Genomic DNA, 21,019 nt, shown 5'->3' with positions numbered 1-21,019 from the left:
TGTCCGGCGCGCATGGTAGCACATCGCCCGCGGGGGCTCTAACCGCGCTCACGTCCACTTATTCAATAAAATCGAACAACGCGCTCGAATATTTGCACTTTCAACCCAGGCGGCGCCTCCATAAGATGAAACGCATCAAAGAGCGTCGCAATATGACCAACCTCAATTAACCTAAGGAATTGGCAATGAGCAAAGTTTTGATTCTGAAATCAAGCATCCTGGCGGATTTTTCACAGTCTAACCAACTGGCGGACTACTTCGGCGCCCAGTGGCAAACCACTCATCCTGCTGACAGCATTACCGTTCGTGATTTAGCCGCTCAGCCGGTCCCTGTGCTTGATGGTGAATTGGTCGGCGCTCTGCGTCCTTCTGATGCGCCGCTGACGCCACGCCAGCAAGAAGCCTTAACCCTGTCAGATGAGCTGATTGACGAATTGCAGGCACATGACGTTATCGTGATTGCCGCGCCGATGTACAACTTCAACATCTCAACGCAGTTGAAAAACTATTTTGACCTGATTGCCCGTGCCGGCGTGACATTCCGCTATACTGAGCAAGGTCCTGAAGGTCTGGTGAAAGGTAAACGCGCCATCGTGCTGACCAGTCGCGGCGGCATTCATAAAGATACGCCGAGCGATCTGTTGGAACCTTACCTGCGCCTGTTCCTGGGCTTCATCGGTATTACCGATGTTGAATTTGTTTTCGCTGAAGGTATCGCTTACGGCCCGGATGTCGCTCAAAAAGCCGTTGAAGACGCAAAGGCACAACTGTCTCAGTTCGCCGCCGTATGACATACGTTTAACGCGCAATGATCATCATTAGCACCCTGCTGTAATATTTGTACTTTGGCTGTTTTATTGCGCGCCTTCAGGCGCGCTTTTCTTTATTTCTTCGCCCGCCGCATTATTCGATTTTTCCAATAGCTGCGTGGCTTCTTTATCCGCCCGGATATGAATTTCATGATCGACCTTGACGTTCATGTTGATCGTGATCGGTTCTTTAGGCGCGGCCACTTCAATACGCGGCACACAGCCTGCCAGTAAAAACACCGCCCCTGCGCCTGCCTGAATCACACCATAACGCTTCATGGCGCTATCCTTAATTTATTCATTTGCCTGCTGCTCCAACGTATCCTGCAAATTATCGCCAAAACGCAAACTCCGCCATAGCTGGAAAATATTCTCCTGATGACGATAGTTGAGAATGACTTGTTTCTGCGCACTTAATAGCGGGTTTTTGCCCTGAATTTGCGATACCAGCGCCAGTTCGCCCTGATTACTCAACTCCACCGTGGCATGAGCGCGGCCAATTTCCAGATAACGCATCCAGTCAATCGCCACGCCTCTGGCCATGTTGTTACCTGCCAGCTCGTCGGCAAATTGCTTATCCATGCGAATTGTCAGGAAACGATCGTTGGTGAAGCGCCCTCGCTGGATCAGCATCTCAGGATGGTTAAAATTTAACGGAAGAACGCCGCTGACCCGCCCCGACATCGCAAACTGTTTCAGTTTCAACGCCGTTATCAGTTCGCTGAGCTCCACGCTTTTCACGGTGAACAGCGCATCTTCCCGTTGCGGCCAACGTAAAACCAAAAGGCTGATGTGGCCGCCCAATGCCTCCATGCCGGCCTGCGATATCGTCAACGGCCACTTTTCACTGAACGGATAGTAACCGCGCAGATCGACACGGACAGCCGTCATGCGAAACAGATTGTCCAGCATGGCGATGCGCAGCGTCACCGGTCGTTTTATGCCTAACTCCCACCGCTGACTCTTCAGGCGGTAAGGCAGCACAAAATTTACGCCGCCGACTTCGCCATCCCGCAACCACACCCCGCCGTTATTTACAACCCAATGCCCGCCGGCGCGGAATCCCTGCCCCCGCGCCGCGGAAAATGCCGCCTGCGCGTAGAATTGTCCGGCCCGGATCTTCATGTTCAGCCTCGGCGAAAGCAAGGGCTGAAAAACGGTCAGGGACTGACGCGGCCACCAGGCATTGCCGCGTAGACGTTCACCATCCCAACGTCCACGCAGAGATACCGGGCCTATATCCTGCGCCTGTATCTGTCCCTTTATCAGAAAGTCGCTGGGATCATTCCCTTGCAAACTAAGTCTCATCAATGTGGGAGGAAGATAACCACCGTTGCTGAAATCCACCTGCTCCGATTCAAGCTGTAACGCGCCCTGAAAAGAGGTCGCTGAACGGGCGCGCTGCCAGCGCACGGGCTCAACGATGGTCAACCGCGGCCGGCGAACCACCGCCAGCCCGTAGCCAAGTTGATTCAATCCGCTCGACAGTCGGCTCACCTCAATCAGCGAATCCCGCCAGAAACCGCGTCCCGCCACGTCCCATTCCCCTTTCAGCGGCGGCAGTTGTCCACTGCCCCAATACCGCCACTGCCATTTTCCCTGGTCGGGCCAGAAATCCTGCGCCTGTCCATCCAGATGCAGGTTGAATCGTCCCCAATAGCTATGCCGGGCTTTGAGGATAGCCTGCAACCGGCCATTTACCCCAGCGGGGCTTATTCGCACCCCGGCCAGCGGCCAGCGCGCTTCCTCAAGCCGGAACTGCGGCCCCAGCGAACCCCAGGCGCGCAGTAGCCCGCCCGGTAAAATCAACAGTTCCGGGTTTAATAAGGAACCTTGCAATATGCCCGGCAGCGATGCCGTGAATGACAAATCCGACAGGTTGGCCTGGCCGGTGAGCTGAAAACGCAACTCGCTGTTTCCCAGCCCAATATGACCCGGCCCCAGCACCAGAACCGCGTTGGCCTTGCCGTTATGCCCTTGCGTCAACAGGTTCATTCGCGCATCGATGCGCGTTTTTTCCAGCCCCTGCCTCCAATTCTGCAAGGTGAGTGAAATCCGTCCCGACAGCGGTTGTGCGGCATAAGGCCAGCGCCAGATACCGTTATTCACCTGAATCCGCTCTTGCGATAATTGCCACGGCAGCATGACCAGGGGCTCATCCTCCTCCGCCGCCAGTAACGAAAACGCACCTTGCTGATGCTGCCAACTCAGCCTCATGGAAACCGGCCGAGGCATTTGGCCGGTATCAAGCTGCCCCTTGAGCACGCCCTGCACAGGCGCCTGCGGTAGCACATCCGCCAGATCAATCTCGCCGCTCAGTTGCAAACGAAAGTATCCCGCCGGCGTCGCCAGCATCCCATCACGCAAAATCAGATGTTGCCGATTCAGTTCCGTCTGAAACGCCAACTGCTCCCCTTGATAATGCAATGTCTGCCGCTGCTTGCCATCGGTGCTGATCCGTACCCGTCCCGCATAATCCTGCCAGGGTTGAAGCGTGAATTTTTCAATCGTGATATCGGCGACCGGCAAACGCTGTTGCCACTGGGAAAGCCGCGCTGACGCGTTATTATCGTCAGAGGCCAGATAGGACATGCAATCGCTGTTCACCGTAACAGTATCAATTCCGGCCTTCCAGCGCCCGGATTGCCGATGCACAACGATATTCCGCACCTCAAGCAGCGTACATTCGCCTGCGGTCAGCGTGAAACCGTCGCTTTGCAGCCCCCAATCGCGCCAAACCGGTGATGAGCGCAACGTCAGCGACATGTCGGCGGGTAACCCGAACCCTGCGAGATGAGGCAACCACTGCGGCATAGCGCGCCATAACACAAATAACAGCAGAACTATCAGCGCCGCGCCGGGTAACACATATTTTTTAATCATAAATGAAGATTAAGCATCCAATTAGACTCCGTAAAAATTCGTCAATTTTTCAGTTGGTTATGTCCTAAACAATTTCCGCGCAGCGCTGATGACTCCGTCGCATCATATAATCCGGCACCCGGATATGCCACCCTCGGCCTTCTCTGATAGGCGGACACTGAGATTGACTGATCAAGTAACCGGTTTTGTCTCCCCTGTATTTTCTGTTAGCTTAATCTGAGGTTTTCTGGAGAAAGACGTGATGAAACTGGCAATTTACAGTACTAAACAATACGACCGTAAATATTTAGAGCTGGTCAATCAAAAGTTTGGCTATGAACTTGAATTTTTTGATTTCATGCTGACGTCACGCACCGCCAAAACCGCGGCGGGCTCCCAGGCGGTCTGCATTTTTGTGAATGACGACGGCAGTCGTGAAGTGTTGACGGAACTGGCGCAAATGGGCGTTAAAATGCTGGCGCTGCGCTGTGCCGGTTTCAACAATGTCGATCTGGAAGCGGCCGAAGAACTGGGCATCAAAGTGGTACGCGTTCCGGCGTATTCACCGGAAGCGGTAGCCGAACACGCCGTTGGAATGATGCTATGCCTCAACCGCCGCATCCATCGCGCTTATCAACGTACCCGCGACGCCAACTTCTCACTGGAAGGGCTGATTGGTTTCAATATGCACAACCGCATCGCGGGCATTATCGGCACGGGGAAAATCGGCATCGCCACCCTGCGTATTCTGAAAGGTTTCGGTATGCGTCTGGTGGCGTTCGATCCCTATCCCAACCCGCAGGCTCTGGAACTGGGGGTGGAATATGTGGATCTGAAAACACTCTATGCCCGCGCCGATGTGATTTCGCTGCACTGCCCGCTCACACCGGAAAATCACCATCTGCTCAATCAGGCCGCATTTTCGCAGATGAAAGACGGCGTAATGATTGTGAATACCAGCCGGGGCGGGTTGATTGACTCGCAGTCGGCGATTGATGCGCTGAAACAGCAAAAAATTGGGGCGCTGGGAATGGATGTTTATGAAAATGAACGAGATCTGTTTTTTACTGATAAATCGAACGACGTGATCCAGGATGATGTTTTCCGCCGTCTATCCGCTTGCCACAACGTATTGTTTACTGGACACCAGGCGTTTCTGACGGAGGAAGCCTTGATCAGCATCTCCCAGACCACGTTGCAAAACCTAAAAGCCCTGAGTCAGAATGACCCTTGCGCGAATCTGGTGACCTGCTGAATTCAGCCTGCGGCAGTTTCAGACTGCCGCAATACTCATCCCGCCGGACAAGTTCCGTTCATCACTGCCTGTTCGTCGCAACGTTTGCCATTCGCCAGTTGGCAGGTTCCTATCTTGCCGCCATCCAATTGTCTGGAGATCGCCATCGTTCCTCCCATCATCGAACAGTTGACATCCATCGGCGTACTGCTTTTCATCAGCACCACAGAACGCTTGTTTTGGTTAAGCGCATCATCGACAACCGTAGTTTTTTCGCCGTTGCTGCAACCGGCCAATAGCAATGCGGCGGTCGTGAACAGCCATTGATAACGTTTCATGATCTGGCCCCAAATCAAATCGTATGGATGATATAACCCGGCGCAAAGCCTTGCGCCGGGTTATATCCAATAAATTTCAAATAATAAATATTTTTAGCACACCTTATTTCGCTGTCACATCAATAAATGCCGGATTGCGGCAAAAGAATAAATGCGTATAAATGAACGATCTGGCAATCGTCGCCGTAATCCGTACTATACGCGCCATACTTATGCCTATGACGGCTATCAGGGATCACAATCCTGTTTTGTTGCCAGTCAGATGAACATGAACATCGCCGGGCACATCCTTAACTGGCAAAAACGATCAAGAGTGACAAACAAATGCATGAAATTCAGCCTGTTAACACAAAAAGACAATACAACCTCAACAAGCTCCAAAAGCGCCTGCGCCGGAACGTCGGAGAAGCGATCGCCGATTTCAAGATGATAGAAGAAGGCGATCGCATCATGGTTTGTCTGTCCGGCGGCAAAGACAGCTTCACCATGCTGGACATTCTGCGCAACCTGCAACAGAGCGCGCCGGTTAATTTTTCGCTGGTCGCCGTCAATCTGGACCAGAAACAGCCTGGTTTCCCTGAACATGTCCTGCCGCAATACCTTGATAGCATCGGCGTTGAATACCTGATCGTCGAAGAAAATACTTATGGCATCGTGAAAGAGAAAATTCCAGAAGGCAAAACAACCTGCTCCCTGTGCTCACGCCTGCGTCGCGGTATTCTGTATCGTACTGCTACCGAACTGGGGGCGACCAAAATCGCACTCGGTCATCATCGTGATGATATTCTGCAAACGCTGTTTCTGAATATGTTCTATGGCGGAAAATTGAAGGGCATGCCGCCGAAACTGATGAGCGACGATGGCAAACATGTGGTGATTCGCCCACTTGCCTACTGCCGCGAGAAAGACATCGAGCGTTTTGCCGAAGCGCGTCAATATCCGATCATTCCGTGTAATCTCTGCGGTTCACAACCTAATCTGCAACGTCAGGTGATCAAGGAGATGCTGCGGGATTGGGATAAACGTTATCCAGGCCGTATCGAAACCATGTTCAGTGCAATGCAGAATGTGGTGCCTTCCCACCTTGCCGATCATGCGCTGTTTAATTTCAAAAGCATTCACCACGGCAGCGACGTCGTTGACGGAGGCGATCTGGCTTTTGATCGCGAGGCGCTGCCGCTTCAACCGGTTGGCTGGCGGCCAGAAGAGGAAGACGACGAAATGCAACCACCGACTCGGCTGGACGTACTGGAAATCAAATAATGGAAGTGAAAAGCACAAAAAAAATGCCGACAGTCAAGTCGGCATGGTGTGAATTAATTGTGCTATGCAGTAATTCAAAAAAGGAAGTAAGACAATATGGAGCGCAACGCCCATCGCTTGACGTTGCATTCACCTGCGAAAGGGATAGTGCCGCACAATTTTATAAAAAATGTTGATATTGCTCAATTTAGCCGAAACTTCCCGGTTTACAGAAAAAGACTGTGACATAACGCGCAATAACACGTGGTTGGCGTTCACAGCCATTTACTCCGTTTTAACCACCATGCAACACCACCAACCAATAGCACTAACATCAGGCAGAACACACTGAACCCAAATTGGGAATCACCGCCCGGAATTCCCCCCAGATTGACGCCAAACAGCCCGGTCAAAAAGGTCGTCGGCAGGAAAACCATCGCCAGCAGCGACATGGTATAGGTTCTTCGGTTCAACGCCTCCGTCATCTGCGCGGTGATTTCATCCGACACCACCGTAGTGCGTGCAATACTGGAATCCAGATCGTCCAGTCCGCGGCCCAGTCTGTCGGCAATTTCCTGGATACGGCGCCGATCGTCATCTTCCATCCAGGGGAGCCGCTCGCCGGAAAGACGCGAAAACACATCGCGCTGCGGCGTCATATAGCGGCGCAACACGATCAACTGTTTACGAATCAACGCCAATTCGCCCCGAGGAGGAATTTTTTGCTCCAGCAAATCCTCTTCCAGATCGATAATTTTTTCATGGAGATCATCGATAAACTCACTCGTGTGGTCGGTGAGCGATTCCGCGACCGACACCAGCCACCCCCCGCAGTCTTTCGGCCCATTCCCTTCTTTGAGATCGCTTAACACCTCATCAATGGCCAGCACTTTACGTCGCCGGGTCGAAATAATTAGCTTGTCGGTTATGAAAACCCGGATCGCCACCAGTTGGTCCGGGCGGGCATCAACATTCAGGTTGATGCTGCGCAAGGTAATCATCGTGCCGTCGCCTAACCGCGTCACTCTGGGACGAATACTCTCGCCGGCCAGCGCCTTGCGCACGCTGTCCGGCACCAGATGGGTTTCATGCAACCAGCGGGCGCTGGCCGGCAAGGTCGAATCCAGATGCAACCAGCAAGGCCGGGTACGGGTTATCACGTCCCGATCGCCGACAGGCACGACGCCGCCTTGCCCGTCCAACTGATAGGCATGTACCGCGCCGGAATGTTTCAATGCTTTTGCTTCAAACGGTTCCATAGGCGCCTCAATGTTTCACGATATAAAGCATGTGGCTATAAGCGACGTCTTCAGGGTTGGCGATCGGGTAGCCTTTTACCCAGGGTTTGATCAACCGCCCGTTAGTGTATTGATAAATCGGTGCGATGGGCGCCTCTTCCATCAGCATCCTCTCCGCCCGGTCATAATTCTCGCTCAAGGTGTTGGCGTCGGTTTGGTTGCCGGCTTCATCCAGCAGGCGATCATAATCGGCGTTTGTAAACCGCGCGATATTCCCGCTGTGACGCGAAGTTAATAACGACAGAAACGTAGACGCTTCGTTGTAATCCCCGACCCACGACGCCCTGACGACGTCAAAGTTACCGCTGTTACGACTATCGATGTAGGTTTGCCACTCCTGATTGGATAGGCGTACCTCTACCCCCAGCTTAGTTTTCCACATGGAAGCGACGGCGATAGCGATTTTCTGGTGGCTTTCCGAGGTGTTATACAGCAGCGACAATTTCAACGGCCTGCCAGGGCCATAGCCCGCAGCGGCCATCAATGCCTTTGCCTGTGCATCCAGTTCAGCCTGAGAATATTGTTGCAATACGCTCTCTGAGGGCGTAAATCCGGCGGTGACATCCGGCGTGAAGTGGTAAGCCGGTTTCTCGCCGGTTCCCAGCACTTTTTCCGCAATGACCTTTCGATCGATCGCATAAGACAACGCTTTGCGTACCCGCACATCATTGGTTGGCGCGCGCTGGGTATTAAAGGCGTAGTAGTAGGTTCCCAGTTGCGCTGGGGTATAAACCTGACCGGGCAGATCTTTCAGCAGCTTTTGATACAGGTGTTTAGGAAAGGATTCGGTGATATCAATGTCGCCGGAAAGATAGCGTTTTGTCGCGTTCGATTCCTGATTGATGGGGACGAACGTCACTTTCGTTAACCGCGTATCGGCATGATCCCAATAATATTCGTTCGGCACCATCACCAACTTTTCATTGACGACCCGCTGTTGCAGCTTAAATGCGCCGTTACCCACCAGATTACCCGGTTTGGTCCAGTCGTTGCCATATCGCGCTATCGTTGCCTGATGCACCGGAAACAGACTGAAGTTTGCCAACAGACTGACAAAGTAAGGCACCGGCCTGCCGAGTTGAACTTTGAGCGTATGGTCATTGAGCGCCATGACGCCAAGTTTGTCCGCCGGCATTTTTCCTTCGATAATCTGTTCAGCATTGACTATCCCCGCCAGACGAGCAAACCAGGCGAAAGGCGATGAATTATCTGGCGTAACCAACCGCCGCCAGCTATAGACAAAATCTTTTGCCGTGACCGGATCGCCATTAGACCAGCGCGCATCCTTACGCAGCGTAAATGTAAAGGTACGGTTATCATTGGATTGCCAGCGCAAAGCCACGCCGGGCACAATGTTGCCGTTGGCATCTTGATTGACCAACCCTTCAAACAGATCGCGCGCAATCTGCGCTTCCGGTAGGCCGACCGCTTTTATCGGGTCCAGCGAGGCGGGTTCATCTTTAATATGACGGACGATTTCCTGTTTTCCGGCTAACACGGTTCCTGGCGGAACCTGCGCTGCGCCAGCATTGCCTGTCAATATCGTGAAAAGCACAGCATAGTGAGCAGCATGACCATTTTGCATAGTGACTAACCCTTACCCATTAAAACGCGCTTCCGTGTACTGGAATAAATTGCTCGGATGCCAAAGCGAGTTTTGAAACTGCGATGTCCCCTCATTGACGATGCCGTCCCGAAAGCCAATTGATGACAGATAATAAAAGCACTAAAAAAGCATAATAGACAATAAACGGCCCATACATCTACTTGTAACCGCAAGTACTTATAACAACATGCCCCAATACAGACAGCGGATTGGCGGATCGCATTCCGATGTCACCCGGATGTTATTTTCATCCTCAACCGTTATGATGGAAACAGGCTAACAGCAACCGGGGCTGATTACATGAACGATCACACCATCCCTCTTCGGGCCCGCCATCAGCGAGGCAATTTGTCTTCTCTGGGAGAGCCTTATGGTAAATCACTGCTGGGCGCGCCGTTGCTCTATTTCCCCGCCGAGTTGCCACAAGCGGACTGCGGACTGATCATTGCCGGTACACATGGCGACGAAACCGCCGCGGTGATCACTCTTTCCTGCGCCCTGCGCACGCTGTTTCCCGGTCAGCGCCGCCATCACGTCGTACTGGCCGTCAACCCGGATGGATGTCAGTTAGGCCTGCGCGCCAACGCCAATGGCGTCGATCTCAACCGCAACTTTCCCGCCGGTAACTGGCAACCGGGGAAAACACATTACCGCTGGAACAGCGCGGCCGATGAGCGGGATGTGATGCTGTCCACCGGGGACACCCCGGCATCAGAGCCGGAAACAAAAGCGCTGTGTAAATTGATCGAGAAACTTAATCCAGCCTGGGTTGTCTCTTTACATGAACCCCTGGCCTGTATTGAAGATCCTAAAAGTTCTGAATTCGCACAGTGGCTGGCACAGCAATTTGACTTACCGTTAGTCACCAGCGTGGGTTATGAGACGCCGGGATCGTTTGGCAGTTGGTGTACCGACCGGGGGTTGCCATGCATTACGTTGGAACTGCCGCCGGTTTCGGCAGATACCGCCAGCGACTGTTATCTGAACGCCATGACAGCATTATTAAGTCGTCATTTATTATGACGCGACGTTGAAAAACGCTCCCGGCGTTTTTCTATATCAATGTTGCTGATGTTGCTCTAAACTGGGCGACGTGTTAACAACCTGTAATTAAGGACGCATACATGTCACAGAACGTACATTTTCAAGGCAATACAGTACCGCTATCAGGGACGTTTCCCGCAAAGGGAAACAAAGCTCCGGCTTTTACACTGGTTGGCAAAGACCTGTCAGATATCGCGCTCAGCCACTACGCTGGCAAACGTAAAATCCTGAACATTTTCCCTAGCATCGATACTGGCGTTTGTGCCACGTCCGTGCGTAAATTCAACCAATTGGGTTCTGAACTGGATAACACCGTTGTTCTGTGTATCTCTTCCGACCTGCCGTTTGCACAATCCCGTTTTTGTGGAGCTGAAGCCCTGAACAACGTGGTTGTACTGTCCACGCTGCGCGGCGCTGAGTTCAAAGAAAATTATGGCGTAGCCATTGCCGATGGCGCATTGAAAGGTCTGACCGCGCGTGCGGTAGTGGTTCTGGATGAGAACGACAATGTATTGCACAGCGAACTGGTAAATGAAATCACCACCGAACCCGATTACGATGCTGCGCTGGCCGTACTGAAGTAATCCCGCAAAAAATCGGCAACGTTTTAAACGGCGCCTGATGCAAAGAACGGCTGCCTGGGCAGCCGTTCTTTTATTCTTCGTCTTCGCCCGCCGCTTTGCGCTGACTCAGCCCGTATTCCCGTAATTTATTGGCAATCGCCGTATGCGATACGCCAAGACGTTTAGCCAATTTACGTGTGCTGGGGTAGGACTGGTACAGGCGGGTGAGCACGGCACGTTCAAAACGTTTGCTGATCTCATCCAGCGAACCGTTCAGCATTTCCTCACTTTGCGGAATATCCGCCGAGAAAGCGGGCAGATCGATATCCTGAATACACAGTTCATGACCTTCCAACTGCGTTAACGCCCGGTAAATGGCGTTTTTTAACTGACGCACATTACCAGGCCAGCCGTACAGCGGCAAAAACTGCTGCAAATCGACAGACAGTCTTGGGCGCGGAATGCCCTGCTCGTCGGCAAAGCGAGCGACGAACAGTTCAGTCAACGGCATAATATCGGCCGGACGTTCGCGCAATGGCGGCAATGTGAGCGTCAGTACGTTGAGACGATAGTAGAGATCTTCCCTGAATGCACCGCGCTCCACCAATTCCAGCAGGTTTTTCTGCGTCGCACAGATCACCCGCACATCCACATGTATTTCATGTTCTTCACCCACCCGCCGGAACGTTCCATCATTCAGGAAACGCAGCAGTTTAGTTTGCATCTGCGCGGACATTTCGCCGACTTCATCCAGCAGCACCGACCCGCCGTTCGCCTGCTCAAAAAAGCCTTTTTTGCCTTCCAGCGCATTGGGATAAGCCCCCGGCGCATGACCGTACAGTTCACTTTCCATCACCTCATCGGGCAACGCAGCACAGTTGAGCGCCAGAAACGGCTGTTTACCGCGCGGACCGCGGAGATGGCAGGCGCGAGCCAGCATATCCTTGCCTGTTCCGGTGTCGCCGACAATCAGCAACGGCGCATCGAGCATTGCCAGCTTGCGCGCCTGCTCAACCACCTGACGCATTTTGGGGCTGACCGCCACAATGTGCGCAAACTCACTGTCATCGTTCACCGACAGATCTTGCAACTGCCGTCCCATCCGCACCGAGGATTTCAGCATCACCAGCGCGCCCGCCGTGGTGATTTTGCCTTCATCGTCTTCCAGATGGACTGGCGTCATCTCCAGCAGAAAATCCTGTCCGCGGATCACCACGCGCTCCGTCACCCTCATGCTGCCGCGTTCCAGACACACCTTCACATTAAAGCCCGGTATCAATGCGCCAATGGTCAGGTTGCGAATTTCCCCGGCGGATTGTGCAAACAACGCTAGCGTAGCCGGGTTGAACAGTTCGATCTTGCCGCGCAGATCGATCGAAAACACCGGTTCCGGCATGGATTCCATCAGGGCGTTTACCGCACGATGTTCCCGTTCCGAGGGCATAAAGGCCACGGTACGGACATCTGTGACGCTCTCAATCCGGCGAATATCCGCCATCAATACGCGAAAAGCATCAATATCCAGCGCGGAAAAATTAAGATAAATACGACCGATTGGCGCAATCTCGATACCTCCCAGGTCGATATCGCGCGACGCCAGAAGATCCAACAATTCGCGGGCCAGGCCAGTACGGTCTTTACAAAAAACTTCCAGACGCATCAACGGCTACCTTCTTCAACAAAAGCGACAGGCTAATAAACGGTGATAATACCCTTTCGTCTTACACGGATGAAGTGAAGTGGCAGCAAAAGTTGACAGTCATAGAAAATTTTCCTGAAACATCCCGTCGGATTACCGCGTTTTCTGCAAGGTCGCTTTCACCTGTCCAATCAGTTCACGGCGGAAATCGCCCAGACGCGGTTTATCATCCAGCCAGGGCAGCGGGCGGCACAGTTCCATCGCCTTGATGCCCAGTCTCGCGGTCAGCAGGCCCGCACCGATGCCCTGCGCCGCACGCGCGGAGAGGCGCGCCGCCAGATCCTGCGACACCCAGTCCATGCCGATTTCCCGCACCAGTTCGGACGCGCCGGCAAACGCAATATTCAACAACACCAGCCTGAACAAACGTATGCGGCTAAAATACCCCAATTCGATACCGTAGAGCGCGGCAATCCGGTTTATCAGCCGCAGATTGCGCCAGGCGATAAACGCCATATCCACCAGCGCCAGCGGGCTGACGGCAATCATCAGCGTGGATTCCGCCGCCGAGCGGCTGATCTCCCGCCGGGCCTGGCGGTCCAGCACCGGTTGAACCAGCCGGGCGTACAGTTCAACCACTTCACGATCGTTGTGGGTTTCATGCAAGGATGCCTGCCAACGCTGCATGGCCGGATGGCCGTTATCCAGCCCGGCCTGTCGCGCGAGTTTTTCACAAAACTCGCGCCCTCGCCCAACGCCGTGGCTGTGCAGTAAATCCCGGGCCACGTCGCGCTCTTCCGCCCGCTCGCGCAATCGGTATAGACGCCGCCACTCAACCGCCAGCGATCCCACGCCCGCCATCACAATCAGGCTACCGGCCGCGATGCCGCCCAGCGCGATCCAATCCTGTTGTAGCCAGGCGTTGTGCAACGACTGAACGCCCTGCGCCACGGCGCTGACGCCAAACAGCGTCAAACCCGCCATGACCATTCGCCGCCACAGGCTGCGTTTAGGCCGTAGCGCCGCGCTGACCACTTCCTCGGCAACGCCCTCTTCCGGCACTTCCTGTTCACGGCTCACGGGAGCAAATCCTTCCGCCGCCTGCTCGTCAAGCGCCACGTTAGCGCGCAACTGCGGTTGAGGCTCCGCTGGCGAGACTTTGTCAAAGGTCATGCGCGGTTTGAGTGGTTCGTTCATCGCAATTTATCTCCCAATAAAAACTCCATCACCGTATCCAACCGGATGTGCGGCAACGGGGTGTCCACCGTCATTTCCCGCGGACGAAACTCATCAAAGTGGAACCCTTGTTCCTGCCAGAATGTTGCCCCCGGCAATCGGGGAGGCACTTCTCCCGGATAGACCGTTAATGGCTGGCCATCACTGAGACGGTTTCCCTTCAGCGCCGGAATTTTTTGCCCCTGATGTTCCACTACGCCGCTTTGCGTGGACTGGATCGATGCAATACCGGCACAATCCATGCTGATGCCTTCAAACGCGGCATTCTGCCAGGCTTCCTGCACCAGTTGCTGCAACAGCGACACCAGATTGGCATGTTGATCGGCCGTAATGTGGTCGGATTTACTGGCAGCGAACATCAGCTTGTCGATGCACGGCGAAAACAGACGCCGGAACAGCGTCCGCTTGCCATAGTGAAAACTTTGCATCAGTTGGGTCAGCGCCAGCCGCATATCATTAAACGCATGAAGGCCGCTGTTCAGCGGTTGCAGGCAGTCCACCAGCACAATCTGACGGTCAAAGCGGATAAAATGATGTTTATAAAACCCTTTCACCACCGACTGGCAGTAATAATCAAAACGCTGGCGCAGCATGCCCATATTGGTTTTTGCATCAGCCTGCGCAAGTTTGGCTTCTCCCCATTGATCAACCTGCGGCCACGGGAAAAACTGCAAAACCGGCGCCCCGGCCAGATCCCCGGGCAGCACAAAGCGCCCCGGCTGAATGAAATGCAGCCCCTCTTGTTTGCAACGCATCAGGTAGTCCGTGTACGCCTGCGCAATGTCGGCCAGTTGGTTTTCATCGGCAGGGGCCAGCGGGTCCAGCTTCTCACACAGCGCCAGCCAGGGTCTGGCCCACTCGATGCGCTCGCCTTGCAGCAGTCCGGCCATCTGACGCGACCAACTGAGGTACGTCTGCTCCAGTAACGGCAGATCCAGCAGCCATTCTCCCGGGTAATCCACAATTTCCAGATACAGCGTCGACGTATCTTTAAAATGCCGTATCAGGGAATCATTAGAGCGATAGCGCAACGCCAGACGAATCTCACTCACGCCGCGCGTAGGCTGAGGCCAGTCCGGGGGCGAACCATAAAGCGCCGCCATGCCTTCGTCATAAGCAAAACGGGGAACGCCGAGATCGCGCTGCGGCACCCGTTTAGCCCCCAGCAAGCGGCCTTCTCGCACTGCGGAAAACAGCGGCAAATGCGCGCCGCTGTGCACATTCAGCAGTTGATTGACAAATGCGGTGATAAAGGCGGTTTTACCGCTGCGGCTCAATCCGGTAACGGCCAGCCGCAGATGGCGATCCACGCCGCGGTTAACCAGCGAGTTTAATTCGTTTTGTAATCGCTTCATTGAATAAATCTTGGCTCCTTTTAGCGCGAAGATCCGCCACCCTGTGTGACATTGTCACTTTTTTGGCGCTGCCGTTATTTGTCCCGACCCTATTCGACTTAACACTGGTAGGCTACCCATCACAAGCGTTATATCCTCCATGAAATACCCAGTGGAGCGAATGAGGCGGTTTTACAGGAAATCATGGCGACTGACAAATCCCCGAATGATTCCCAATCTCGTACAGATTACTCATGAGAAAAGAAAAGCGGCGTCGTTTTATTCTTGTCAGACAATCAACGCCGTAGGAGATGATGATGTTTACAGTTGGCGAAAGCGGCTTTGAACGCCAAACGCTTCCGAGGTGACATAGCGCTCGATACTGCGCAGACGCTGTTCGCTCGCCATCAGGGTCGCATCCGCGTCGTTCAGCAGTTGTCCCGGCGTAGAGGATGACCGATCTTGTTCGCGGTAGCGCGCGGCAGGCGCGGGATTGAGCACAAAAGTGAGCGCGATATACGCCACGAGGGTGAAAAAGAACAGGCCGAAGATCATCGATAACACCACAATGACCCGCACCAGTTTTACCGGTACGTCAAAGTAGCGGGCCAGCCCAGCGCACACGCCTTTAAGCATGCCCTCTTCCGGTATGCGATATAACGTTTTACCTGACCATGTATTCTTCATTACGATTTTCTCCAGTCCGGGTGTTCTGCATCCAGAATTTCTTCCAGCGTCTGAATTCGCTCGCGCATGCGGCGGGCGTCTTCCGTTAATTGCGTCAGACGCTGCATATCGCTTTGTCCTAATTGAGCATTGTTTTGCTTACGCTGACTGTAATGTAGCCAAAGCCATATCGGTGCCACAAACAGCATGAAAATGGTCAGCGGTATGGCAAGAAACAAAGCACTCATCGTGTCTCCTTAATGATTATGTTCGCCGGTTTTGCTAAGGCTATCGCCAACCCTGACGATAGCCGCCCCGGTTATTCTGCTGATTTAACTTTAGCTTTAAGCGCGGCCAATTGCGCACTGATTTCGTCATCCGCTTTCAACTCGGAGAATTGCTGATCCAGCGATTTATGTTTGCCCAGCCCGACGCTTTCCGCTTCGGCTTCCATCGTATCAATCCGACGTTCGAACTGCTCAAAGCGCGCCATCGCTTCATCCAGCTTGCCGCTGTCCAGTTGACGACGCACATCACGCGAGGAAGAAGCAGCCTGATGGCGCAGCGTTAACGCCTGCTGACGCGCACGGGTTTCCGTCAGTTTGTTTTCCAACTCGCCGATTTCTCGTTTCATGCGCTCCAGCGTTTCATCAACGCTTTCCGCTTCATGCTGCAACGTCACGATCAAATCGGTCAGTTTCTGTTTCTCAATCAGCGCGGCACGCGCCAGATCGTCTTTGTCTTTTCTCAGCGCCAACTCAGCCTTTTCCTGCCACTGCGCCTGCTGAGACAACGCCTGTTCAATACGGCGGGCAATCTGTTTCTTTTCTGCCAGCGCCCGTGCGGAGGTAGACCGAACCTCAACCAATGTATCTTCCATTTCCTGAATCATCAGCCGGACCAACTTCTGCGGATCTTCCGCTTTATCCAGCAATGAATTGATATTGGCGTTCACGATGTCGGCAAAACGAGAAAAAATACCCATAATCAAATCCTCTTCATGATTTCCAGCGTCTGATTACGCCTGATTTATGATCGCGACCGGTCATCAGCCGATTGCATGGTAGATATATCAATAAGCATGCCAACTTTTAATTACCGATAACTTATTGAAAAATAAAGCATGAAGAATTTTGACTATTTTTCATTACCCGCTAAATTAGTCAAATACGCTAACTGTTAGTAAAAACCACAGGGTACAAAGCGATGGCGCATGAAAAAGAGAACTTACTGGGGGAAGCCAACAGCTTTCTTGAAGTGCTGGAACAGGTTTCACAACTTGCGCAACTCGCTAAACCCGTTCTGGTGATCGGCGAGCGCGGCACCGGTAAGGAGTTGATCGCCAGCCGGTTGCACTATCTTTCTCCCCGTTGGCAGGGGCCTTTTATTTCACTGAATTGTGCGGCCTTAAATGAAAACTTGCTGGATTCTGAACTGTTCGGTCATGAAGCCGGCGCGTTTACCGGGGCGCAAAAGCGTCATCTGGGCCGCTTTGAGCGCGCTGATGGCGGTACGCTGTTTCTGGATGAATTGGCGACCGCGCCAATGCTGGTGCAGGAAAAACTATTACGGGTGATTGAATATGGCGTGCTGGAACGCGTCGGCGGCGGACAGGCGTTGCAGGTCGATGTGCGACTGGTGTGCGCCACCAACGATGATCTGCCTGCGTTGGCCGCCAGCGGAAAATTCCGCGCCGACCTGTTGGATCGGCTGGCGTTTGATGTGGTTCAGTTGCCGCCGCTACGTGAGCGTCAACAAGATATCATGTTGCTGGCGGAGCATTTTGCGATTCAGATGTGCCGCGAACTGCGGTTACCGCTCTTCCCCGGTTTCACGTCACGCGCCCACGAAACGCTGCTGAACTATGGCTGGCCAGGTAATATCCGGGAACTGAAAAATGTCGTGGAACGCTCGGTTTATCGTCATGGCGGCAGCGACACGATGCTGGATACCATTATTCTCAACCCGTTTCAGAGATCGGGATCGGCTGACCTGGTTCCGCCTATCCGCCTTGCGGATGAATTACCGGATTTACCGCTGGATATGAAGCAATGGCAACTATCCCAGGAGCGCACGCTTATCGAGCGGGCGTTGGATCAGGCGCGTTTCAATCAGCGTAAGGCGGCGGAATTGCTGGGGCTAACCTATCACCAGCTACGTGGTCTGTTGAAAAAGCACGCTATCGCTGTTAATGAATAGTTTCACCCTCCCCGATTAACGAGGAGGGGTTAAGGGGAAAAAACCAGCAGGCGCACATCCGCCGCTGGCTTTTACCTGTAATTAAGGCTCAATTCCCCATACCAGTTGCCCTTTATCATAGACCGTCATGCGATCCCAGTCGGTAAAGACAGCGTTTGTGCCATTGTAGGAATAGTCGTTGGTTTCATCGTAATTACTCCAGTCCATAGGATGAATCCGCACTTGCACGTCGCCGCTCGCGCCGCCAGCGGGGATAGAACCAGCCTCATTTTTGAAAGAGAGTACGACATAGCGGTTCGCCTTGTCCGTTCCGGTCAGCGGTTCAGTGCTGGCGATGACATTACTGGCGCCGATCATCGCCCAGTCGATGAACACCTGGGTATCCGACCGACCGTCATCGTTGAAGTAGTAGCGGACTTTCACATCACTGAGCTTAACCTCGCTATTGCCGGTATTTTTAAGATTGAACACCAGATGCATGGCATTATTGTCAGGGTTGCTGTCGAGAGTGCGATGTTGCAGCACGATTGTTCCCGTTCCGGTGTCGGGATTCTCCGGTGTCGGTGTCGGTGTCGGCGTCGGCGTCGGCGTCGGTGTAGTTGGCGGCGTAACGACGTCGGTTATCGGTTCAGCCCCCGCACGGATCTGCTCTCTGACAAACCGGCCTGATGTCGACAGCGCCTGCTCTGTCCAGCCGCCGCTGGTGCTGGCGCCTGGCGCCAGCGCAGCGGACGCCTCCGCTTTATCCGTCAAAGACCAGTTAACCCAACTGATGCCGCGATTATTCAAAAAATCGATCCAGGTCTGAGATTCCGGCAGGTACGGGCCGCCATTGCCGGACGCATCACTGGTGCCCCATTCGCTGACAAAAATCGCCGCCCCCCGGCTTTGCGCATAATCGATCCGATCACGTAAGGACTGCCCATGCGTGCCCGCATAGAAATGTAGCGCGTACATGGTATTGGCGTCAGGCAACGGAAAATCCGCCGCATCGTTAATATCCTGACTCCAGGTGCCGGTTCCGACGATAATAATGTTGTCGGGATCTTTGGCGCGGATAGTTTGCGTGACTTCCACCGCATAAGGCCGGATCTGCGCATTCCAGGTCACGCCGCCGTTGGGTTCATTGGCAATTTCATAGATGATGTTAGGCGAGTTGCCATAAAGTTCGGCCATTTCATTGAAGAAAGTTTTTGCCTGCGCTTTATAAGTATTCGGGTTGCCATCCGAAAGAATATGCCAGTCGACGATGATGTACACCCCAAGACTCTGCGCCGCCGCGACCGCCTCTTTGACCTTATTGATTAGCGAAGGATTGGAAATGTAGCCCCCCTCCTCGGTGTACATTGCCACCCGAAAGACTGAGATTCCCCAGTCATCGCGCAGCCACTGCATCGTCTCCTTATTGACATAGTTGCCGTACCACTGCAAACCATGCGAACTGATCCCTTTCAGATGCACCGCCTTACCACTGGCATCGACCAGTTTGCCGTTGGCTATAGATAACTGCCCGTATTGCTCTACCGGCGTGGCTGCTGCCGCCGATGACGAAAAAATCAACGCGACCCCCAGTAGCGCGCTGGCGGCGCCTGACGTTAATATCCTTACGCTCCTTATCCACTTAGTATTTATCCACATATTCCTTATCTCCATTGTGAACACCCAGCTAATTGGGTTATTGCATAATACTGATGATTTCTGTGGCTGGGAGAAATTTAAGAATCATCTTAAAATACTTGATTTCATCAATTATTTTTCTGAAAGAGAATGAGATCTGAAAGAGAATGAGATTCAGATGTTTTGGCCAAAAAAAAGCCAGCACGTAGGCTGGCTAAAATAATACTGGAAGCAATGTGAGCAATGTCGTGCTCTCCTTCAGTGCCTGCGAAGAAGCAACTGCTGAAGCGCGGAAATGATGATAATAGTTATCAGTATCATCTGTAAAGCACTTTGTTGAGAATTTTTCTCATTTCCATATAAAGTATGGGTTCTTCTTGCCTGAGCATTCGCTTTCATCGCTTTTTAAGCGAGCGTTGCGAATATTTTTGCACAAAATAATCCCAGTGGTCAGCCAGCAGACTTAAATCCTGTAACTCGGTATCCAGCGTTGATGCGGAACTGCCGCGATCTCTCAGCATCATTTCAAACTGATCGAGCATATCTGCAACACTGCATGCGCCGTCAGCGATCGATAATGCCTGGGCCATTTCGACTTGAGACGAAAAGGTTCCCTGCTTTAACGCCTCGATATCTCTCTGTACCGCGTCAGCGTATTCCTTATCGCCCAAACCGGCGGCAAGCAAAAGTTCGGCGTTAGCCGCCCCCAGCCGCACACTGTCTCGCCGCGACACTCGCTCACTCATGTAATGATCAATTATTTTCTCCGCCTGAGGCTGATACACCTCGGTGATAAAATTCATCTTGATGAAAGTGAGCATCGATTTTTTCAATGCAATATCGAAAGCCTCGATCATCCCCGTCTTTTCGCCACTCAGCGAATTTGAAAATGCGTCATACACGGCATTGGCAAGCTCAGTGACCGGAAATTTCGTCCCTTCTATTGCCAAAATAAAAAAGGAAACGGCCAGATCGGAGACAGGGTCCAACGGCGTGAACAGCGGGGTATCCCTTAACTGTTTTATCTTCTCATTTTTCGCGTTAATTTCTTCTTCGGTTAACGCCGTCACTGGATTTTGCCGATCCCCGCCAGCCTCACTTTCGATACGGCCCATACTTTCATCTGAAAATTCAATGGGCTCGAAATTTGTCATGGTTAGGTCAGCGCCTAAATCAGCAGAGGGATTGGTAACATTTTCCATATCATGTGAAGGTTTGCAGTCCAAGGTACGATGAGGCCAGATGCTGTCCATCAAAAATGACTCCATTTTTCAGACAAACTGTTAGTTATTAACGGCACCCTTGCAAAATAACTTATGTTGGTTATCCCTC

Annotated in this window: 19 protein-coding genes; 6 read left to right on the top strand and 13 right to left on the bottom strand. The window is 53.0% G+C overall.

Features of this window, described 5'->3' with window-relative positions:
- The first annotated feature begins 185 nt into the window (after positions 1-185).
- Positions 186-791 carry an FMN-dependent NADH-azoreductase gene (locus EH207_RS08180; protein WP_137713539.1) on the top strand — a complete coding sequence of 202 codons (606 nt, stop codon included), beginning with the start codon at positions 186-188 and terminating at the stop codon, positions 789-791.
- A gap of 63 nt (positions 792-854) precedes the next feature.
- Here EH207_RS08180 and EH207_RS08175 read toward each other — a convergent pair whose 3' ends face one another.
- Together EH207_RS08175 and EH207_RS08170 are read right to left on the bottom strand one after the other, a co-directional pair.
- Entirely contained in the window at positions 855-1,088 is a 234-nt protein-coding gene (locus EH207_RS08175) for a YnbE family lipoprotein (protein ID WP_137713538.1), read from the bottom strand.
- Between the two features lie 15 nt (positions 1,089-1,103).
- Positions 1,104-3,692 (bottom strand): YdbH family protein, encoded by a 2,589-nt coding sequence (locus EH207_RS08170; RefSeq protein ID WP_137713537.1) that lies wholly within the window; start codon positions 3,690-3,692, stop codon positions 1,104-1,106.
- A 241-nt stretch (positions 3,693-3,933) separates the two neighbouring features.
- On the opposite strand from EH207_RS08170, the gene EH207_RS08165 reads away from it, so the two are divergent.
- Entirely contained in the window at positions 3,934-4,926 is a 993-nt protein-coding gene (locus tag EH207_RS08165; RefSeq protein WP_137715303.1) for a 2-hydroxyacid dehydrogenase, read from the top strand.
- 35 nt (positions 4,927-4,961) lie between these two features.
- Here EH207_RS08165 and EH207_RS08160 read toward each other — a convergent pair whose 3' ends face one another.
- Positions 4,962-5,243, bottom strand: coding sequence for a putative hemolysin (locus EH207_RS08160; protein WP_137713536.1), 282 nt, complete (start codon positions 5,241-5,243; stop codon positions 4,962-4,964).
- Between the two features lie 324 nt (positions 5,244-5,567).
- Here EH207_RS08160 and ttcA point away from each other — a divergent pair, with 324 nt between their 5' ends.
- Complete coding sequence (ttcA, locus tag EH207_RS08155; RefSeq protein ID WP_137713535.1) at positions 5,568-6,506, top strand: tRNA 2-thiocytidine(32) synthetase TtcA; 939 nt, start codon at positions 5,568-5,570, stop codon at positions 6,504-6,506.
- 254 nt (positions 6,507-6,760) lie between these two features.
- Here ttcA and zntB read toward each other — a convergent pair whose 3' ends face one another.
- Both zntB and EH207_RS08145 read right to left on the bottom strand, forming a co-directional pair.
- Complete coding sequence (zntB, locus tag EH207_RS08150; RefSeq protein ID WP_137713534.1) at positions 6,761-7,744, bottom strand: zinc transporter ZntB; 984 nt, start codon at positions 7,742-7,744, stop codon at positions 6,761-6,763.
- A gap of 7 nt (positions 7,745-7,751) precedes the next feature.
- Complete coding sequence (locus EH207_RS08145) at positions 7,752-9,368, bottom strand: peptide ABC transporter substrate-binding protein (RefSeq protein ID WP_137713533.1); 1,617 nt, start codon at positions 9,366-9,368, stop codon at positions 7,752-7,754.
- A gap of 321 nt (positions 9,369-9,689) precedes the next feature.
- On the opposite strand from EH207_RS08145, the gene mpaA reads away from it, so the two are divergent.
- Both mpaA and tpx read left to right on the top strand, forming a co-directional pair.
- Positions 9,690-10,412, top strand: a complete 723-nt coding sequence (gene mpaA / locus EH207_RS08140; protein ID WP_137713532.1) for a murein tripeptide amidase MpaA — start codon at positions 9,690-9,692, stop codon at positions 10,410-10,412.
- Between the two features lie 101 nt (positions 10,413-10,513).
- The gene (gene tpx / locus EH207_RS08135) at positions 10,514-11,017 is read left to right on the top strand and encodes a thiol peroxidase (RefSeq protein ID WP_137713531.1); all 504 of its coding nucleotides are present in this window, start codon (positions 10,514-10,516) and stop codon (positions 11,015-11,017) included.
- A gap of 70 nt (positions 11,018-11,087) precedes the next feature.
- On the opposite strand, the gene tyrR is transcribed toward tpx, so the two are convergent.
- From tyrR to pspA, 6 genes are all read right to left on the bottom strand, one after another.
- Positions 11,088-12,656, bottom strand: coding sequence for a transcriptional regulator TyrR (gene tyrR, locus EH207_RS08130; protein WP_137713530.1), 1,569 nt, complete (start codon positions 12,654-12,656; stop codon positions 11,088-11,090).
- Positions 12,657-12,788: 132 nt separating this feature from the next.
- Positions 12,789-13,832, bottom strand: a complete 1,044-nt coding sequence (locus tag EH207_RS08125) for a YcjF family protein (protein ID WP_137713529.1) — start codon at positions 13,830-13,832, stop codon at positions 12,789-12,791.
- On the bottom strand, positions 13,829-15,226 hold the full coding sequence (locus EH207_RS08120; RefSeq protein WP_137713528.1) for a YcjX family GTP-binding protein: 1,398 nt from the start codon (positions 15,224-15,226) through the stop codon (positions 13,829-13,831). Before EH207_RS08120 ends, EH207_RS08125 begins: the two co-directional genes overlap by 4 nt.
- A gap of 300 nt (positions 15,227-15,526) precedes the next feature.
- On the bottom strand, positions 15,527-15,892 hold the full coding sequence (gene pspC, locus EH207_RS08115; protein WP_137713527.1) for an envelope stress response membrane protein PspC: 366 nt from the start codon (positions 15,890-15,892) through the stop codon (positions 15,527-15,529).
- Positions 15,892-16,119, bottom strand: coding sequence for an envelope stress response membrane protein PspB (gene pspB / locus EH207_RS08110; RefSeq protein WP_137713526.1), 228 nt, complete (start codon positions 16,117-16,119; stop codon positions 15,892-15,894). Before pspB ends, pspC begins: the two co-directional genes overlap by 1 nt.
- A 71-nt stretch (positions 16,120-16,190) precedes the next feature.
- The gene (gene pspA, locus EH207_RS08105; RefSeq protein ID WP_137713525.1) at positions 16,191-16,856 is read right to left on the bottom strand and encodes a phage shock protein PspA; all 666 of its coding nucleotides are present in this window, start codon (positions 16,854-16,856) and stop codon (positions 16,191-16,193) included.
- A gap of 221 nt (positions 16,857-17,077) precedes the next feature.
- On the opposite strand from pspA, the gene pspF reads away from it, so the two are divergent.
- Entirely contained in the window at positions 17,078-18,070 is a 993-nt protein-coding gene (gene pspF / locus EH207_RS08100) for a phage shock protein operon transcriptional activator (RefSeq protein ID WP_137713524.1), read from the top strand.
- A gap of 81 nt (positions 18,071-18,151) precedes the next feature.
- On the opposite strand, the gene EH207_RS08095 is transcribed toward pspF, so the two are convergent.
- Together EH207_RS08095 and EH207_RS08090 are read right to left on the bottom strand one after the other, a co-directional pair.
- Positions 18,152-19,708 (bottom strand): cellulase family glycosylhydrolase, encoded by a 1,557-nt coding sequence (locus tag EH207_RS08095; protein ID WP_137713523.1) that lies wholly within the window; start codon positions 19,706-19,708, stop codon positions 18,152-18,154.
- Positions 19,709-20,082: 374 nt separating this feature from the next.
- Positions 20,083-20,940, bottom strand: coding sequence for a hypothetical protein (locus EH207_RS08090; RefSeq protein ID WP_137713522.1), 858 nt, complete (start codon positions 20,938-20,940; stop codon positions 20,083-20,085).
- Between the last annotated feature and the right edge of the window lie 79 nt (positions 20,941-21,019).

It is taken from the genome of Brenneria rubrifaciens (assembly GCF_005484945.1).
GTDB classification, from domain to species: domain Bacteria; phylum Pseudomonadota; class Gammaproteobacteria; order Enterobacterales; family Enterobacteriaceae; genus Brenneria; species Brenneria rubrifaciens.
The sequence above is the reverse complement of the archived record's forward strand: the minus strand, read 5'-3'. Positions and strand labels throughout refer to the sequence as shown.

Excerpts from the sequence above, each read along its gene's own strand:
- pspA (WP_137713525.1), bottom strand. The coding sequence starts at position 16,856 with ATGGGTATTTTTTCTCGTTTTGCCGACATCGTGAACGCCAATATCAAT.
- pspC (WP_137713527.1), bottom strand. The coding sequence starts at position 15,892 with ATGAAGAATACATGGTCAGGTAAAACGTTATATCGCATACCGGAAGAG.
- EH207_RS08090 (WP_137713522.1), bottom strand. The coding sequence starts at position 20,940 with ATGGACAGCATCTGGCCTCATCGTACCTTGGACTGCAAACCTTCACAT.
- EH207_RS08120 (WP_137713528.1), bottom strand. The coding sequence starts at position 15,226 with ATGAAGCGATTACAAAACGAATTAAACTCGCTGGTTAACCGCGGCGTG.
- EH207_RS08180 (WP_137713539.1), top strand. The coding sequence starts at position 186 with ATGAGCAAAGTTTTGATTCTGAAATCAAGCATCCTGGCGGATTTTTCA.
- pspB (WP_137713526.1), bottom strand. The coding sequence starts at position 16,119 with ATGAGTGCTTTGTTTCTTGCCATACCGCTGACCATTTTCATGCTGTTT.
- EH207_RS08145 (WP_137713533.1), bottom strand. The coding sequence starts at position 9,368 with ATGCAAAATGGTCATGCTGCTCACTATGCTGTGCTTTTCACGATATTG.
- pspF (WP_137713524.1), top strand. The coding sequence starts at position 17,078 with ATGGCGCATGAAAAAGAGAACTTACTGGGGGAAGCCAACAGCTTTCTT.
- ttcA (WP_137713535.1), top strand. The coding sequence starts at position 5,568 with ATGCATGAAATTCAGCCTGTTAACACAAAAAGACAATACAACCTCAAC.
- EH207_RS08160 (WP_137713536.1), bottom strand. The coding sequence starts at position 5,243 with ATGAAACGTTATCAATGGCTGTTCACGACCGCCGCATTGCTATTGGCC.
- EH207_RS08125 (WP_137713529.1), bottom strand. The coding sequence starts at position 13,832 with ATGAACGAACCACTCAAACCGCGCATGACCTTTGACAAAGTCTCGCCA.
- EH207_RS08165 (WP_137715303.1), top strand. The coding sequence starts at position 3,934 with ATGAAACTGGCAATTTACAGTACTAAACAATACGACCGTAAATATTTA.
- tyrR (WP_137713530.1), bottom strand. The coding sequence starts at position 12,656 with ATGCGTCTGGAAGTTTTTTGTAAAGACCGTACTGGCCTGGCCCGCGAA.
- EH207_RS08095 (WP_137713523.1), bottom strand. The coding sequence starts at position 19,708 with ATGTGGATAAATACTAAGTGGATAAGGAGCGTAAGGATATTAACGTCA.
- zntB (WP_137713534.1), bottom strand. The coding sequence starts at position 7,744 with ATGGAACCGTTTGAAGCAAAAGCATTGAAACATTCCGGCGCGGTACAT.
- EH207_RS08175 (WP_137713538.1), bottom strand. The coding sequence starts at position 1,088 with ATGAAGCGTTATGGTGTGATTCAGGCAGGCGCAGGGGCGGTGTTTTTA.
- EH207_RS08170 (WP_137713537.1), bottom strand. The coding sequence starts at position 3,692 with ATGATTAAAAAATATGTGTTACCCGGCGCGGCGCTGATAGTTCTGCTG.
- mpaA (WP_137713532.1), top strand. The coding sequence starts at position 9,690 with ATGAACGATCACACCATCCCTCTTCGGGCCCGCCATCAGCGAGGCAAT.
- tpx (WP_137713531.1), top strand. The coding sequence starts at position 10,514 with ATGTCACAGAACGTACATTTTCAAGGCAATACAGTACCGCTATCAGGG.